The sequence below is a fragment of the Reyranella sp. genome, from assembly GCF_004297265.1.
In the GTDB taxonomy this organism is placed as follows: Bacteria; Pseudomonadota; Alphaproteobacteria; order Reyranellales; family Reyranellaceae; genus Reyranella.
Map to the genome: position 1 here is coordinate 43,323 of NZ_SCUT01000063.1, position 15,295 is coordinate 58,617.

The 15,295-nt window shown below is 66.4% G+C and carries 11 protein-coding genes; 2 read left to right on the forward strand and 9 right to left on the reverse strand.

From position 1 onward, the window contains the following. Positions 1-11 precede the first annotated feature (11 nt). The 9 genes from EPO41_RS28465 to cimA form a co-directional block, all read right to left on the reverse strand. Entirely contained in the window at positions 12-1,193 is a 1,182-nt protein-coding gene (locus EPO41_RS28465) for an amidase (protein WP_296332692.1), read from the reverse strand. Between the two features lie 24 nt (positions 1,194-1,217). Beyond that, positions 1,218-4,343, reverse strand: a complete 3,126-nt coding sequence (locus EPO41_RS28470; protein WP_296332697.1) for an efflux RND transporter permease subunit — start codon at positions 4,341-4,343, stop codon at positions 1,218-1,220. 22 nt (positions 4,344-4,365) lie between these two features. Continuing rightward, positions 4,366-5,607: an efflux RND transporter periplasmic adaptor subunit gene (locus tag EPO41_RS28475; RefSeq protein ID WP_296332700.1), complete on the reverse strand. Its 1,242-nt coding sequence runs from the start codon at positions 5,605-5,607 to the stop codon at positions 4,366-4,368. Positions 5,608-5,753: 146 nt separating this feature from the next. Then, positions 5,754-6,368 carry a 30S ribosomal protein S4 gene (gene rpsD / locus EPO41_RS28480; protein ID WP_296332703.1) on the reverse strand — a complete coding sequence of 205 codons (615 nt, stop codon included), beginning with the start codon at positions 6,366-6,368 and terminating at the stop codon, positions 5,754-5,756. A 190-nt stretch (positions 6,369-6,558) separates the two neighbouring features. Then, a complete protein-coding gene (locus EPO41_RS28485) occupies positions 6,559-6,981 on the reverse strand; it encodes an OsmC family protein (RefSeq protein WP_296332706.1) in 423 nt (140 codons plus the stop codon). Between the two features lie 2 nt (positions 6,982-6,983). Then, on the reverse strand, positions 6,984-7,748 hold the full coding sequence (locus EPO41_RS28490) for an RNA methyltransferase (RefSeq protein WP_296332708.1): 765 nt from the start codon (positions 7,746-7,748) through the stop codon (positions 6,984-6,986). 18 nt (positions 7,749-7,766) lie between these two features. Then, positions 7,767-9,275, reverse strand: coding sequence for a DHA2 family efflux MFS transporter permease subunit (locus EPO41_RS28495; RefSeq protein WP_296332710.1), 1,509 nt, complete (start codon positions 9,273-9,275; stop codon positions 7,767-7,769). Positions 9,276-9,279: 4 nt separating this feature from the next. Next, positions 9,280-10,422 (reverse strand): HlyD family secretion protein, encoded by a 1,143-nt coding sequence (locus EPO41_RS28500; protein WP_296332713.1) that lies wholly within the window; start codon positions 10,420-10,422, stop codon positions 9,280-9,282. A gap of 82 nt (positions 10,423-10,504) precedes the next feature. Then, positions 10,505-12,112, reverse strand: coding sequence for a citramalate synthase (gene cimA, locus EPO41_RS28505; RefSeq protein ID WP_296332716.1), 1,608 nt, complete (start codon positions 12,110-12,112; stop codon positions 10,505-10,507). 330 nt (positions 12,113-12,442) lie between these two features. On the opposite strand from cimA, the gene EPO41_RS28510 reads away from it, so the two are divergent. Further along, on the forward strand, positions 12,443-13,561 hold the full coding sequence (locus EPO41_RS28510; RefSeq protein WP_296332718.1) for a mandelate racemase/muconate lactonizing enzyme family protein: 1,119 nt from the start codon (positions 12,443-12,445) through the stop codon (positions 13,559-13,561). A gap of 134 nt (positions 13,562-13,695) precedes the next feature. After that, entirely contained in the window at positions 13,696-15,288 is a 1,593-nt protein-coding gene (locus EPO41_RS28515; protein ID WP_296332721.1) for an ABC-F family ATP-binding cassette domain-containing protein, read from the forward strand. Positions 15,289-15,295 lie beyond the last annotated feature (7 nt).

Here is a 15,295-nt window from a genome sequence, read left to right on the forward strand (position 1 = left end):
CGGCGAATTGATCAGGCCGCCGCCTTCTCCATCGCGCGCGCCACGGCCACGAGGGTCGCATCGCTGCCGCGCGGACCGATGATGGACAGGCCGACGGGCAGACCGTCAACCGTCATGGCACCGGGAAGATTGACCTGCGGAAAGCCCGCCAGGCCGCCCTGGGCGCAGAGGCAGGTGATGCGGTCGCGCAGCTGGTCGAGGACCGACAGCGGCAGGCCGACCTTCGGCGCCGGAAACGGTGTGGTCGGCAGGCAGAGGATCGTGCCTTCGGGCAGTAAATACTTCATGCGCCCGCGCACTTCCTGGCGCATCAGGTTGGCCCAGACCCGGTCGCTCTCCGGGATCATCGAGCCGGTGACCAGCGCCTTGGCAACCGAAAAAGAAAATCGCGGATTGCGCTCGTCGAGCCAGCTTTTGAAGGTCGCGTAGGCCTCGACCGGCTGCAGGCTGCGCTGCGCGCGCGCCCACACCGACAGGCCCTGCGGCGCCATGATCTCCTCGCGACTCGAACCGATCAGCGCCGCGAGCATCTTCACCATGGGCTGCAGCGCCTCGGAGGTGTCCGCATCGGCGAAGCCGAAGGCATCGACGGCGACGATGAGTTTCGAGGGCAGCTTGGCAGGGATTTCCTCGCCCAGCATCACGGCGCAGACTTTCGCGAAGGTCTCAGCGTCGCGTGCGAACCAGCCGGTCGTGTCTGAAGTCGGCGCCTGCGGCAGCATGCCCGTAACGTCGATCCTGCCGTGGGTCGGACGGATGCCATAGAGGCCGCAGAAGCTCGACGGCACGCGCACCGAGCCGCCGGTGTCGGTACCCAGCGCCGTGTCGCAAATACCCGCAGCAACCGCAGCCGCCGAGCCTGAGGACGAGCCGCCCGGCACGCGACCGGGCGCGCGCACATTCTTCGGTGTGCCGTCGAACGCGTTCTCGCCCAGGATGCCGAGCGAGACCTCGTCGGTGATGGTCTTGCCGATCAGGGTGGCGCCGGCATCGAGCAGGGTCTGCACCGCCCAGGCATGCTTGTCCGGAATGGGACGCCCCGTGGGCCAGTCATGATTGCCGCCACCGGTCGGCACGCCCGCCACCGCGAACAGGTCCTTGGCCGCGAAGGTGAGGCCCGACAGCGGACCGCCGGCACGGCCCTCGATATGAACGCGCGGGCCGGGAACGAAGGCACCGATCTCGTCAGTCATGGAACGCTACTCGCCATCGGAAGCCTATTCAGCCGGCGCGGCCGGGAGCTGACCTTTGGTCCGCCAACGTCTAGCCCAGCCGGGGCTAAACTTCATCCCGGTGAGCTTGTCGAACCACATGTAGACGACGGGCGTGATGAACAGGGTCAGGAGCTGCGACACCATCAGGCCTCCGACCACGGTAATGCCCAATGGCTGGCGCAGTTCGGCGCCGGCGCCGTGGCCCACGGCGATGGGCAAGGCGCCGAGCAGAGCGCAGACGGTGGTCATCATGATCGGACGGAAGCGCAGCAACGCGGCCTCGACGATCGCCGTCTCCGCATTGGCCCCCTGCCCGCGCCGCTCGATCGCGAAGTCGACCATCATGATGGCGTTCTTCTTCACGATGCCGATCAGCATCACCACGCCGATCAGGGCGATGACCGACAGGTCCATGCCGAACAGCATCAGAGTGGCCAGCGCGCCGATGCCGGCCGACGGCAGACCCGACAGGATCGTCAGCGGATGGATGAAGCTCTCGTAGAGGATTCCCAGGATGATGTAGATCACCAGCACCGCCGCAAACAGCAGCAGGCCCTGATTTGCGACCGCCTGCTGGAAGACCTGGGCGCTACCCTCGAAGCTGGTCGTGATGGTGGCCGGCAGGCCGATCTCCGTCGCCGCCGCCTGGATGTCGCGCACCGCGTCGCCCAGCGCCACCCCCGGCGCGAGGTTGAAGGAGATCATGACGGACGGTAGCTGGGCGATGTGGTTCACGGTCAGCGACGTCGGCTTGTCGATGCGCTTGGCCAACGTATCCAGCGGCACGAGGCCGCCGTTCGGCGTGCGCACCTGTAGCCGCCGCAGGATGTCGCCGGCATCGCCATACTTCGGATCGGCTTCGAGGATCACCTGGTAGGTGTCGTCCGATGCGTAGATGGTCGACACCTGTCGCGTGCCGAAAGCCGAGTAGAGGAGAAGCCGGATCTGGTCGACCGACACGCCGAGCCTTGAGGCGATGTCGCGGTCGATGTCGATCATTGCCGAACGAGCCCGCACCTGCAGATCGGAGTTCACGTCGAGGATCGAGGGAATGCGGCGCATCCTCGCTTCCATCAGGGGGCCGTACTCGCGCAGCAGGTTGAGATCGCTCGAACGCATGCCGAACTGGTATTGGGCGCGGCTCTGCGTCGTGGAAATGTTGATCGACTGGGCGGCCTGGAAATACACGTTGATGCCCGGCACGGCGGCCGTCGCCCGACGAAGTCGCGCGATGACCTGCTGAGCGGTGTCCGTGCGCTCCGGCTTGTCCCGCAGCATGATGAAGATGCGTCCGGAGTTCACCGTGGCTGCCGCATTGCCGCCGCCGACGGTCGACATGACCGAGGCCACGTCTGGATCCCGTCGGATGACTTCGGCCAAGGCCGACTGGCGTGCGACCATCGCGTCGAAGGAGGCGTCGTCCGGCCCGATCGTGGAGCCCTGGATCTGGCCGATATCCTCCGATGGGAAGAAGCCCTTCGGGATCGCCTGGAAGAGCATCGCCGTCACAACGAAGGTGCCGAGAGTGATCACGAGCACCAGCCGCGGATAGCGGACCGTGCGTCGCAGCGCCCAGCCATAACCACTGGTGAGCTTCGTGAAGCCCCACTCGAAACTGCGCAGGAGCGCATTGTGCTTCTCATGATGGTCGATCGGCTTCAGCCAGCGCGAGCAGAGCATCGGCGTCAGGGTCAGCGACACGACGCCCGAGATCAGGATGGCGAAGGCGATGACAAGGCCGAACTCGTTGAACATGCGGCCAACGACGCCACCCATGAACAGCACGGGGATGAACACCGCGACCAGCGACAGGGTCATGGAGATGATCGTGAAGCCGACCTCCCTGGAGCCCTTGAGCGCGGCCTCCATCGGCTTCTCGCCCGCCTCGATGTGACGGACGATGTTCTCCAGCATGACGATCGCGTCGTCGACCACGAAGCCGACGGCCAGGGTCAGCGCCAGCAGGGATATGTTGTCGATCGAGTGGCCGCAGAGATACATGCCGGCGAAGGTGCCGATGACCGAAATCGGCAGCGCGACCGCCGGGATCATGGTCGCGCGGAAACTGCGCAGGAAGAAATAGATCGCGATGATGACCAGGATCGCGGCAAGCGCCAGGGTGAACTCGACGTCGTCAATGGCCTCGCGGATCGGCTTCGACCGGTCGGCGAGCAGGTGGATCTCGACCCCCGCCGGCAGCTCGGCCTGGATCTGCGGGATGATCGCCTTCACCCGATCGACCACCTCGACCGTGTTGGCATCGGGCTGGCGATAGACGCCCATCACGATGGCACGCGTGCCGTCGAGCCAGCTCGCGACCTTGTCGTTCTCGACGCTGTCGATGGCCGTCGCCACGTCGGAAATGCGCACCGGCGCGCCGTTCTGCCAGGTGACGATCACCGGCATGTAGTCGGCGGCCTTGCTGATCGGACCCGTGGCTTCGAGAATGGCGTTCTGCTTCTGGTCCGCGATGGATCCGACCGGCTTGCTCGAGTTGGCGTTGACGACGGCGTTCTGCAGCTCCTGCAGGGTCAGGCCTCGAACCGCAAGCTGGTCGAGGTCGGCGCGGACGCGGACGGCGAATTTCTGCGAGCCGAAGATCAGGACCTGCGCCACGCCCGGAAGGGTCGACACGCGCGGCATGATCGCCCGGTTGACGAAGGCGTCGACGTCCGAGAGCCGGGCCTGGTTCGACTTGAGCGCGAGGAACATCACCGCCCAGTCCGCCGGATTGACCTTGCGGAAGCTGGGTGGGGTCGTCATCTCCGGTGGCAGCCTGCGCATGGCCGAGGAGATCGCCGATTGAACGTCGAGGGCGGCGCCGTCGATGTTCCGGTTGAGGTCGAACTGGAGGACGATCGAGGTGTTCCCGAGCGACGACGTCGAGGTCATCGTGGTCACGCCGGCGATCGTCGAGAACTGGCGCTCGAGGATCGAGGCGACCGAGGCGGCCATCGTTTCGGGGCTGGCGCCGGGCAGCTGCGCCGTGACCTGGATGGTCGGGAACTCGACGCGCGGGACAGCGGCGACCGGAAGCTGCTTGTAGGCGAATATTCCGCCGAGGACGAACGATGCCATCAGCAGGATGGTCATCACCGGACGGCGGATGCAAAGTTCAGAGATGTTCACGTCCTGCCTCCGCTGGGATCGGCTATCCGCGGGGTGCCGACGCAGGCCGGTTCGGATCCACCGTCGGCGGCCGGATGGTCACCGATGCTCCCTGGACCAACCGGAGCTGTCCGTCGACCGCCACCTGCTCACCGTTCTCGACGCCCTTGCCGATCACGGCCCTGCCGTCCTGCGTGCGCTTGACGACGACCTGCCTGAGTTCGGCCACACCGTCCTTGATGACGAACACGAACGGTCCCTGCGAGCCGAGCTGGACAGCGCTCGCCGGGACCGAGAGGGCATCGGATTCGATGCCGAGCACGATCTCCACTTTGACGAACTGGCCCGGCCACAACAGCTCGTTGGCGTTGCCGATGCGCGCCTTGGCGGTCACCGTGCCGGTGTTCGGGTCGACGGTGTTCTCGATGAAGGCCATCTCGCCGGATTGCTTCTTTGAGTCGTCGATGACGGCCGTGACCTTGACCGGGCCCTTGGCCATCGCGGCCCGCAGGTCCGGCAGGATGATCTGCGGAATGGCGAAGCTGACATAGATGGGATCGATCTGGTTGATCGTGGCGAGCGTGCTGGTGGCCGTATTGTCGCCGGTGCGGACGACCGCCCCGGCCTTGCTGGAGATCGAACCGATGCGGCCCGAGACCGGCGCCCGGATCTCCGTGTAGGTGAGCAGGGTCTGGACGCTTGCCTTCGTCGCCTCGTCCGCATCGAGCTGTGCTTCGGCGGCCTTCAGGGCGGTATTGGCATTGTCGCGCTGCACCTGCGTACCGGCGTTCTTCGCCAGGAGTTCCTCGTTGCGCTGCAGGTCGCGCCGGGCCTGCATGACCTGCGCCTGATCCTTGCGGATCTGCGCCTCGATCTGGCCGAGCTGCGCCTTCAGGGTGCGTGCGTCGAGTTCGAAAAGGATATCACCCTCCTTCACGAGGGCGCCCTCCTCGACATTCACCTTCATGATCTGGCTGTCCATCCGAGGCTTGATCTGGACGGAGGCGATCGACTGCACGGTACCGACCGCATCCACCACCACGGGCATGGCCTCCCGCGTGACCGGCATGACCACGACCGGCACCGCCCCGCCCGGATTGAGGCGGCCGCGACGGCCCTGCGGCTGCGCCCCGGCGGCCGGGCTCGCCTGGGCCTCGGCCGTCTTGGCGGCGGTCCCCATGCCAATATGCGGGCCGACCTCCCGAATCACATCATCGCGGTAGATGTAGGCCGCTCCGCCGATCGCAACGATCGAAACGAAGACCGCCGCACGGACGAATCCCATACCCAAGACTCCAGTCCCCAAACCCCGGCAGAATTATAGCCCTCCCGCCGGCCGGCGATAGCCGGAAACACTGTCCCTATCGGAATCTTGATGCAAAAAACCCGCCACAATCGGGCGGGTTTCTCGTCAATTCCAGGGTCGGCCGATCAGCGGCTGTAGTACTCGACGACCAGCGAGGGCTCCATCTGCACCGGATACGGCACGTCCGCGAGCTTCGGGCCGCGCACGTAGGTGCCCTTCATGTCCTTGTGGTCGACCGTCACGTATTCCGGCACGTCGCGCTCGGCGGTCTGCGTCGCCTCGAGGACCCGCTCCATCTGGCTGGCCTTGGAGGTCAGCTCGATGACGTCGTTGTCCTTCACCTGGTAGGAGGCGATGTTCACGCGGCGGCCGTTCACCTTGACGTGGCCGTGGCTGACCAGCTGGCGCGAGGCGAAGACGGTGATGGCGAACTTCATGCGGTAGATCACCGCGTCCAGCCGGCGCTCGAGCAGCTCGACCAGGTTCTCGCCGGTGTCGCCCTTGCGGCGCACGGCTTCGGCATAATAGCGGCGCAGCTGGCGCTCGCTGACCGAACCGTAGTAGCCCTTGAGGCGCTGCTTGGCCATCAGCTGGAGGCGGTAGTCGGTCGGCTTGGTGCGACCCTGGCCGTGCTGGCCGGGACCGTATTCACGCTTGTTGAGCGGGCTCTTGGGACGGCCCCACAGGTTCACCCTGAGGCGGCGGTCGATCTTGTACTTCGAATTTGCGCGCTTGCTCACGCTGCACTCCGTGATTGTGCGCCCCGCTTCGCGGGCACGCCGTGTTGTCCGGATAGGCCTTGTTCCGACACGTAAGTCGGGGCGGGAGGAGAGCCCGAACGGCTCTCAACCACGTTCTCCGGAAGAAGGGCGGAACATACTGGCCGTTTCCGGCCAGTCAAGCAGGCGTTAAGCCTTGAATATCAATGACTTAGATCTCAACCAGCACGATTTCGTGGGTCACGGCGGCGGATTTCTTCACCATGGCGGTGGCCGAACAGTACTTTTCGTCCGACAGGCTGACCGCCCGCTCGACCAGCGCCCTGTTCAGCTTCCGGCCGCGCACGGTGTAAACCAGCTTCACCGAGGTGTAGACTTTGGGATGGTCCTCGGCCCGCTCGGCGACCAGCGAGACCTCGACCCCCTCGATGTCCTGACGCTGCTTTTTCAGCATGGAGACAACGTCGATGGCGGTGCAGCCGCCCATCCCCATCAGCAGCACTTCCATCGGCCGGGAGGCGAGGTTGCGGCCGCCGATGTCGGGCGCACCGTCCATGGTGATGGTGTGGCCGCTGCCCCCCTCGGCGACCATCAGCATCCCGTCGACCCAGGTGATCTTGGCGGTGTTGGACATGGCTATTCCTCGTGCTGCTTCTTCGACAGGAACTTGATGACGCCGTGGAAGGTGCGGGCCTCCTGCTCGGTCATCTCGGCACGCTGCAGCAGTGCCCTGAGATTGAGAACCATCGACGGGCGCATGTCCTTGTTCCGCAGGAAGCCCGACTGGTCGAGCGCGCGTTCGAGATGATCGAACAGACTCTGCAATTCCTCCTTGGTCGCCGGCCGCGCCGCATGGTCGGCCAGGCGCACGGGCGGCGTCGTGTCGCCGGCGGTGGTCCATTCATAGGCCACCAGCAGCACCGCCTGTGCCATGTTCAGGGAGGAAAATTGCGGATTGAGCGGGATCGAGAGCGCGGTGTCGGCATGGACCATGTCGTCGTTCTCGAGGCCGGTGCGCTCGGGCCCGAACAGGATGCCGACGCCCTCGCCCTGCCCGATCCAGCCGCGCATCTCGGACGCGGCCTGGCGCGGAGTCAGGATGCGCTGAACCAGCTCGCGATTGCGCGCTGTCGTGGCGACCACCCGCTCGAGGTCGGCGACCGCCTCGGCGACGGTCTCGAACACCTCGGCCTTCTCGAGCACGATGTCGGCGCCCGAGGCGGCGCGCTGCGCCCTTTCGTTGGGCCAGCCGTCACGCGGTGCGACCAGACGCAGGGTCGACAGGCCACAATTCAGCATGGCGCGCGCGGCCATGCCGATGTTCTCGCCGAGTTGCGGGCGCACGAGGATGACCACCGGCGTGACGGCGGCAACGTCGCGGCCTTTCGATGCGCGTCCCATGCCGCCCTAATAGCGTGATCAGCGGCCGGCGATAAGGGGCGGGCGCCGCATCAGGAAGAGCAACGGGATCAGCGCCAACGAGCAGATCATCATGATGCGGAAGTCGTTCAGGTAGCCGATCAGTGCGGCCTGGCGCGTGATCTCGCCGTCCCAAATCGCAAGCTGCGTCGGATCGAGACTGACGCCGGCTGGATTCATCGGCCAGCCGGGATGGAACGGCGTGAATCGCTCGACCATATCGGCGCGATTCTGCTGGGTGTTGCTGGCCAGCATCGAGACCAGCACCGCGATGCCGATGCTGGCGCCCAGGTTGCGCAGCAGCGCGTTCACCGCGGCGCCCTCGGTGCGCAGCCGCGGCGGCAGGGTGGCGAAGGTGAGCACGGTGAGCGGCGGGAAGACCAGGCCCAGCCCGAAGCCCAGCAGCACACCGTTCCAGACGATGTGCGCCTCGCTGACATTCAGGTTGAACAACGTCATGTCGTAGAGCGAGAGCGCGGCCAGCGCGAATCCCAACCCGATCAGCATCCGCGCGTCCACGCGGCCGATCAGGCGCGCGACCAGCATCATCGACACCATCATGCCCGCGCCGCGCGGCGCCAGCACGATGCCCGTGGTGAACACCGGATAGCCCATGAGCTGCTGCAGGAACGGCGGCATCAGGGTCGCCGTCACGATCAGCACGAGGCCGGCCAGGGCGGTGAAACAGAGACCGACCTTCAGATTGCGGTCGCGGAACAGCTCGCGCGACAGGAACGGCTGGCGGTCGGTCATCATGTGGATCAGGAACATGGCGAAGGCCACGCCGGCCACCAGCGTCTCTCCGATGATCTCGACCGAGTCGAACCAGTCGAGCAGATGCCCCCGGTCGAGCATGAGCTGGAACGAGCCGATGGCGACGGCCAGCAAGGTGAAGCCCAGCAGGTCGAAGCGCCGCGGCGCGCCGTGCACGTTGTCGCGCACCAGGGTCAGGATTCCGACGGCGCAGAGGATGCCGACCGGCAGGTTGACGTAGAACACCCATCGCCAGGTGAACTCGTCGGTCAGCCAGCCGCCCAGCGACGGCCCGGCGATGGGTCCGACCATGGTGCCGACACCCCACATGGCCATCGCCTTGCCCTGCTCTTCGCGCGGGTAGGTGTCCATCATGATGGCCTGCGATACGGGGACGAGAGCGGCACCGAAGCCGCCCTGCAGGGCACGGAACAGCACGAGCTGCTCGAGCGACTGCGCCGCGCCGCACATCATCGACACGACGGTGAAGCAGATCACGCAAGTGGACAACGTCCGGCGCAGGCCGAAGCGCATGGCGCAGAAGCCGGCGAGCGGCGTCAGGATGGCCGAGGCCACGATATAGGAAGTGACGACCCAGGAGACCTGCTCCTGCGTCGCCGACAGCGAGCCCTGGATCGACGGCAGCGCCACGTTGGCGATGGTGCCGTCGAGCGCATGCATGATGGTGGCGGCCATCACCGAGAGGGTGATCAGCTTGCGGCGGCGCAGGACCGCCGGATCGGTGGCCGGCGCCATCGCGCTAAGGCTTGGGTGACGCCGAAGCGCTGGAAAGTCCAAGCGACTTGGCCCAACCAGCCCACAGGCTGCCGAGCGACCGCGTATGGCCGGTTTCGACCTCTACGGTCGTGCTCATGCCGACGCGCAATGGCGGATCGCCCTCGCGACAGGCGACCGACAAGCGCACCGGGATGCGCTGCACGACCTTGACCCAGTTCCCGCTGGCATTCTGCGGCGGCAGCACGGCGAACTCCGCGCCCGTCGACTGGGCGATGCTCGAGACCCTGCCCCAGCACTCGGACTCTGGATAAGTGTCGACGTGGATCAGCACCTTCTGGCCCGGCCGCACGCGCGTGAGCTCCGTCTCCTTGAAGTTGGCCTCGATCCAGAGATCGCTGTCGGCCACCACCACCATCACCGGCACACCCGCGGTGGCGTAGCTGCCCGGCACCGGGCGCTTGGTGACGATGCCATCGAGCGGTGATTCGATCGTGGTGCGGCGCAGCTGCAGCAACGCCTCCTCCCGCATCGCCATCATCTGGCGCACCCTCGGATGATCGTCGGCGCGTATCTTGGGATCGCCGGCCAGCGCCGCCTCGATGCGCTGCAGATCTTCCTGCGCGGCCGAGATGCGCTGGCGCGCAACTTCGAGGCCCATGCGAGCCTCCTCGAGCTTGGCGGTGGAGGCGACCTTCTTCTCGGCCAGTTCCGACTGCCGGTCGAACTCGGCCTGCGCGAAGGTCTGCTGGCTGAGCGCCGCCTTGATCTCCTCGCGCTTGGTGCGCCACTGCGCGCGCAGGCCGCGGATCTCGGCGCGCACCGTCTCGGTCTCGGCTTCGATGCGGCTGAGCGCGTGGCGATACGACTGGTCGTCGAGCCGGAACAGGAGCTGACCGCGCGAGACCTTCTCGTTCTCCTGCACCGGCACGTCGACGATGAGGCCGGAAAGCTGGGTCGCGATCTGGGCGCGGTCACCCTTCACATAGGCGTTGTCGGTCGTGACCGAACCGCCCGAGGACAGCCAGATGAAGAGCGTGGCGGCCAGCACGATCGCCGGCAGGGCCCACATGAAGGCACGCGCGAGGACGCGGCCCCCCAGCCGCGGACGACGGATAGCCGCCGCGATGGGCGGTGCCTGATTTTCCAGATGCTCTCCGTCTCGCACGTTTATATGGTCTGCCCCGCTCTACCCGAGGTCAACCGCCAGTAGCGGCATGGCAGCTACGCCGGCTGCGCCGGAGGTGCTGCTAGGCAGCCTGGGCCGGGCGGGCACCATCGCGGAAGAGCTTGTAGGTGATGGCGTCGTAGAGCGCATTGTAGGAAGCGTCGACGATGTTGGGTGACACGCCGATCGTGCTCCAGCGCCGGCCCTTCGCATCCGCACTCTCGATCATGACCCTCGTGGTCGCTGCCGTACCGCCTGTCGAATCGAGGATGCGGACCTTGAAGTCGACCAGCCGCATGTCCTCCAGCTCCGGGTAGACCGGCACGAGCGCCTTTCGCAGCGCAGCATCGAGCGCGTTCACCGGGCCGTTGCCCTCGCCCACCTCCATTGCGCGACGGCCGGCGAGGTCGAGCTTCACCGTGGCTTCGGACATCGCCACGAGCTGGCCGCGCGCATTGACGCGACGCTCGACCAGGACGCGGAAGCTGTGCAGTGCGAAGTAATCCGGCACCGTGTGCAGCTCGTGCCGCGCCAGCAATTCGAAACTCGCATCCGCGCCGTCATAGGCATAGCCCTCGGATTCGCGGTCCTTCACGATCTCGAGCAGGCGCGCGACCCCGGGATGCCTGGGATCGACGTCGAGGCCGATCTGGCGGAAGCGCGCCATGATGTTGGAGCGGCCGGCCTGGTCGCTGATGACGATGAGGCGTTGGTTGCCGACCACTTCCGGATCGACATGCTCGTAGGTCCTGGGATCCTTCTCGACGGCCGAAACATGCAGGCCGCCCTTGTGGGCGAAGGCGCGTGTACCGACGTAAGCCGCGCTGCGGTTGGTCGGCATGTTGAGCCGGTCGTCGAGCAGGCGCGACAGATGCGTCAGCCGCTGCATCGCCCCGTCCTTCAGCCCGGTGTCGAAGCCCATCTTCAACACGAGATTGGGGATCAGCGCGATCATGTTGGCATTGCCGCAGCGCTCGCCCAGCCCATTGATCGTGCCCTGGACCTGGCGCACGCCGGCGCGGACGGCGGCGAGGGTATTGGCGACGGCGTTCTCGGTATCGTTGTGCGTATGGATGCCGAGCCGGTCGCCCGGGATTTTCTTCACGACCTCGCCCACGATGCGCTCGATCTCGTGCGGCAGGGTCCCGCCATTGGTGTCGCAGAGCACCATCCAGCGCGCGCCCGCTCTGTCGGCGGCAGCGAGGCAGGCCATCGCGTAGTCGGGATTGGCCTTGTAGCCGTCGAAGAAATGCTCGGCGTCGAACATCGTCTCGTCCATGCGGGTCTTCGCATAGGTAAGCGAGTCGGAGATCATCTCGAGATACTCCGCGCGGTCGACCTCGAGGGCCACGTCGACATGGAAGTCCCAGGTCTTGCCGACCATGCACACGTTGCGCGCCCTGGTCTGCAGGATGGACGCGAGACCCGGATCGTTGGCGGCACTGCGCCCGGCGCGGCGGGTCATGCCGAAGGCCACGAACTTGGCGTTCTGGAACTCCGGCGGATCGGCGAAGAAGCGGTCGTCGGTCGGGTTGGCTCCCGGCCAGCCGCCTTCAATATAGTCGATGCCCAACCGGTCGAGCTCGCGCGCAATCGCGGCCTTGTCGGCCACGGTGAAATCGACGCCCTGCGTCTGGGCCCCGTCCCGCAGGGTGGTGTCGAAGAGATAGACTCGGTTGGATGACGTCATGACTCGGCCTTTTCGAAGGGCCGGGACCATACGCCTAACTTGCCTGCCGCGACACCCGACAAAGGAATAGCTAGGGTTCCGGGGAATGATCCCAATTCCTGCCCGACGGCCGTTCCTGCCCTCCCGCCCTCTCGAAATGCTCTCGGTCAACCGGTACCACGCCTTGCGGGGCCACCGTTGGGGCACGCCTGGAAGCGACGTGCGGAAATGGAATCCATGGAATGCGCGCACGGTTTTCCGCAGCGGGTACCATGAGCGGCAATATAAACGTGTATGTGCCGCAATGATCACCTCGGTAAAAAGACGACTGAGTCTGGAAGGAACGACGCCATGACCACCGCCACCACCATCACCGAATTGCGCACGACACTGCTGCAGGTGCCTTGGCGGTCCTCGCCGCCCGCCGCGGGCATCCTGGCGCCGGGGCCGCGCGAGATCTTCGTGCTGGAGATCGAGACGCAGGGCGGGTTGGTCGGGATGAGCTATCTGATGCCGCTGCATGGCGGGCTGCACACGCTGGACGCCTGCATGAAGGAGCTGATCGCGCCCTATGTGATCGGCCGCGACGCAACGGAGATCGAGGGCATCTGGCAGACCCTCTACAAGAACAACTTCTGGCTGGGCCGCATGGGCGTCACCCTGTTCGCCCAGAGCGCCGTCGACATGGCGCTGTGGGACATCGTGGGCAAGCGTGCCGGCCTGCCGCTGTTCCGCCTGTGGGGCGCCGCGCGCACCAAGATCCCGGCCTACGGGTCCGGCTGTTTCCGAGGCCTCGGCCGCGACGGCATGATCAAGCGGGCCAAGGAGTTCACCGCCCAAGGGCTGAAGGCCATCAAGATGCAGGTGGCGCACATCCGGCCGTGGCGCGAGGACGTCGAGAACGTACGGGCGATGCGCGAGGCGATGGGCGACGGCATCGAGATCATGATCGACGTCAACATGGGCTGGGACGCCGACACCGCCATCCAGGCCGGCCACCGCATCGACGAGTTCGATCCCTACTGGCTCGAAGAGCCGGTCGTCGCCGAGGATTTCGCGGGCTATCGCCGCATCGCCGCGGCGCTGAAGACGCGCGTGGTCGGCGGCGAGAGCCACTTCATGCGGAACGACCTCCGGCCCTTCTTCGAGCATCCCGGCACGCCGATCCTGCAGCCCGACCCGATGCGCGGCGGCTACTCCGAGCTGCGCAAGATCGCGTCGATGGCAGAACCCCACGGCATCCGCCTGGCGCCGCACCTGTTCCACGAGCAGATGGTCCATGTGCTGGCCTCGATCCCCAATGCGAGCTACCTCGAATACATGGACTGGAACGACGATCTCTGGATCGAGCCGGTCTTGCCGGCAAAGGACGGCACCATGTCGCCGCCCGAGCGACCCGGTCACGGCGTCGTCTTCCGCCCGGAAGTCCTGAAGGACCACCGCATTGGCGGGCAACGCCTCACGGGCTGACACCGCGTATTCCTTGATTCGAGCGACGGCCGCGACTATCTAGCAGCCGTCGCCAACAGAAATGGATCGCACCGCAATGGATTTCCACCTGACCGCAATGCCCGCCCGCCTTGCCATCAGGGGACTCCATTTCCATGCCGTCCATCACGCTTACCGGCCTCACCGCGACCACGCCTGACGGCCACACCCTCTTCCAGAATCTGGACCTGAGCTTCGACGGCGGCCGCGCCGCCCTGGTCGGCCGCAACGGCGTCGGCAAGACGACGCTGCTCGAGATCATCTCCGGAGCACTACTGCCACAGGCGGGAACCGTGTCGAGGACCGGCACGCTCGGTGTCCTGAGGCAGACCGTGCAGGTCGCACCGGGGGAGTCGCTGGCCGACTTGATGGGCGTCACTACAGCCCTCGACGTGCTGCGCCGAGCCGAGGACGGCCAGGCCACGGCTGACGAGCTGGCGTCCGCCGACTGGACCCTGGAAGCCCGCATCGCCTCGACGATGGAGCGTGTCGGACTTCGTGTCGAGCCAGCGACGCTACTGTCAACGCTTTCGGGCGGCCAGCGAACGCGCGCCGCCTTGTGTGCCCTGGTCCTCACCGAACCGGACTTCATCCTGCTGGACGAACCGACCAACAATCTCGACCGCGAGGGACGCACCGCTGTGATCGAACTGCTGGCATCGTGGCGGTCGGGCGCGATCATCGTCAGCCACGACCGCGAGCTGCTCGAAACGGTCGACACCATCGTCGAGATGACGTCGCTGGGCGTCACCCGCTATGGCGGCAACTGGAGTCACTACCGCGAGCGCAAGGCCCTGGAACTGGCCGCCGCCCGGCACGCCCTTGCCGATGCCGAACGCCGCGTGGCCGAGGTGGCCCGCGCGGCGCAGGCGACCGCCGAGCGCAAGGCGCGCAAGGACGGAGCCGGCCAGCGAAAGCGGGCGAAGGGCGACATGCCGCGCATCCTCGCCGGTGCGCGACAGAACCGCGCCGAAGCCACCTCAGGCGACAATGCGCGCGTCGCAGAGCGGCGACGGACGCAGGCGGTGGAGGATGCCGCCGCCGCGCGCCACCGGATCGAGGTCCTGCAGCCACTGTCGATGGTATTGCCTTCGACCGGCCTGCCAACCGGCAAGACCGTGCTGCTCCTCGATATGGTAAGGGTCGGCTACGAAAGAAGCCGCACGATCATCGACGGGCTCTCTTTCAGCCTCACGGGTCCGGAGCGCGTGGCGATCACCGGACCGAACGGATCGGGCAAGTCGACGTTGCTCGCGCTCATCGCCGGCAAGCTCGAGCCGTGGTCGGGCCGCGTGCGCCTGCACACGGACGTCGCGATGCTCGACCAACAGGTGAGCCTGCTCGATCCGTCGCGGTCAATTCGTGACAACTTCCTGCGGATCAATCCGGACGCCGAGGAGAATGCCTGCCGCGCCGCGCTTGCCCGCTTCATGTTCCGCGCCGACGCGGCGTTGCAGGTCGTTTCGACCTTGAGCGGCGGCCAGATGCTGCGCGCAGGGCTCGCCTGCGTGCTGGGCGGCACCAGGCCGCCACCGCTCCTGATCCTCGACGAGCCGACCAACCATCTCGACATCGAATCGATCGAGGCGGTGGAGAGCGGGCTGCGCGCATTTGACGGCGCGTTGCTGGTGGTGAGCCACGACGAGCCCTTTCTCGCCGCGATCGACGTGACGCGTCGCCTCGACTTGCCCGGCAGAGGAGCCGCCTGAAGACCGC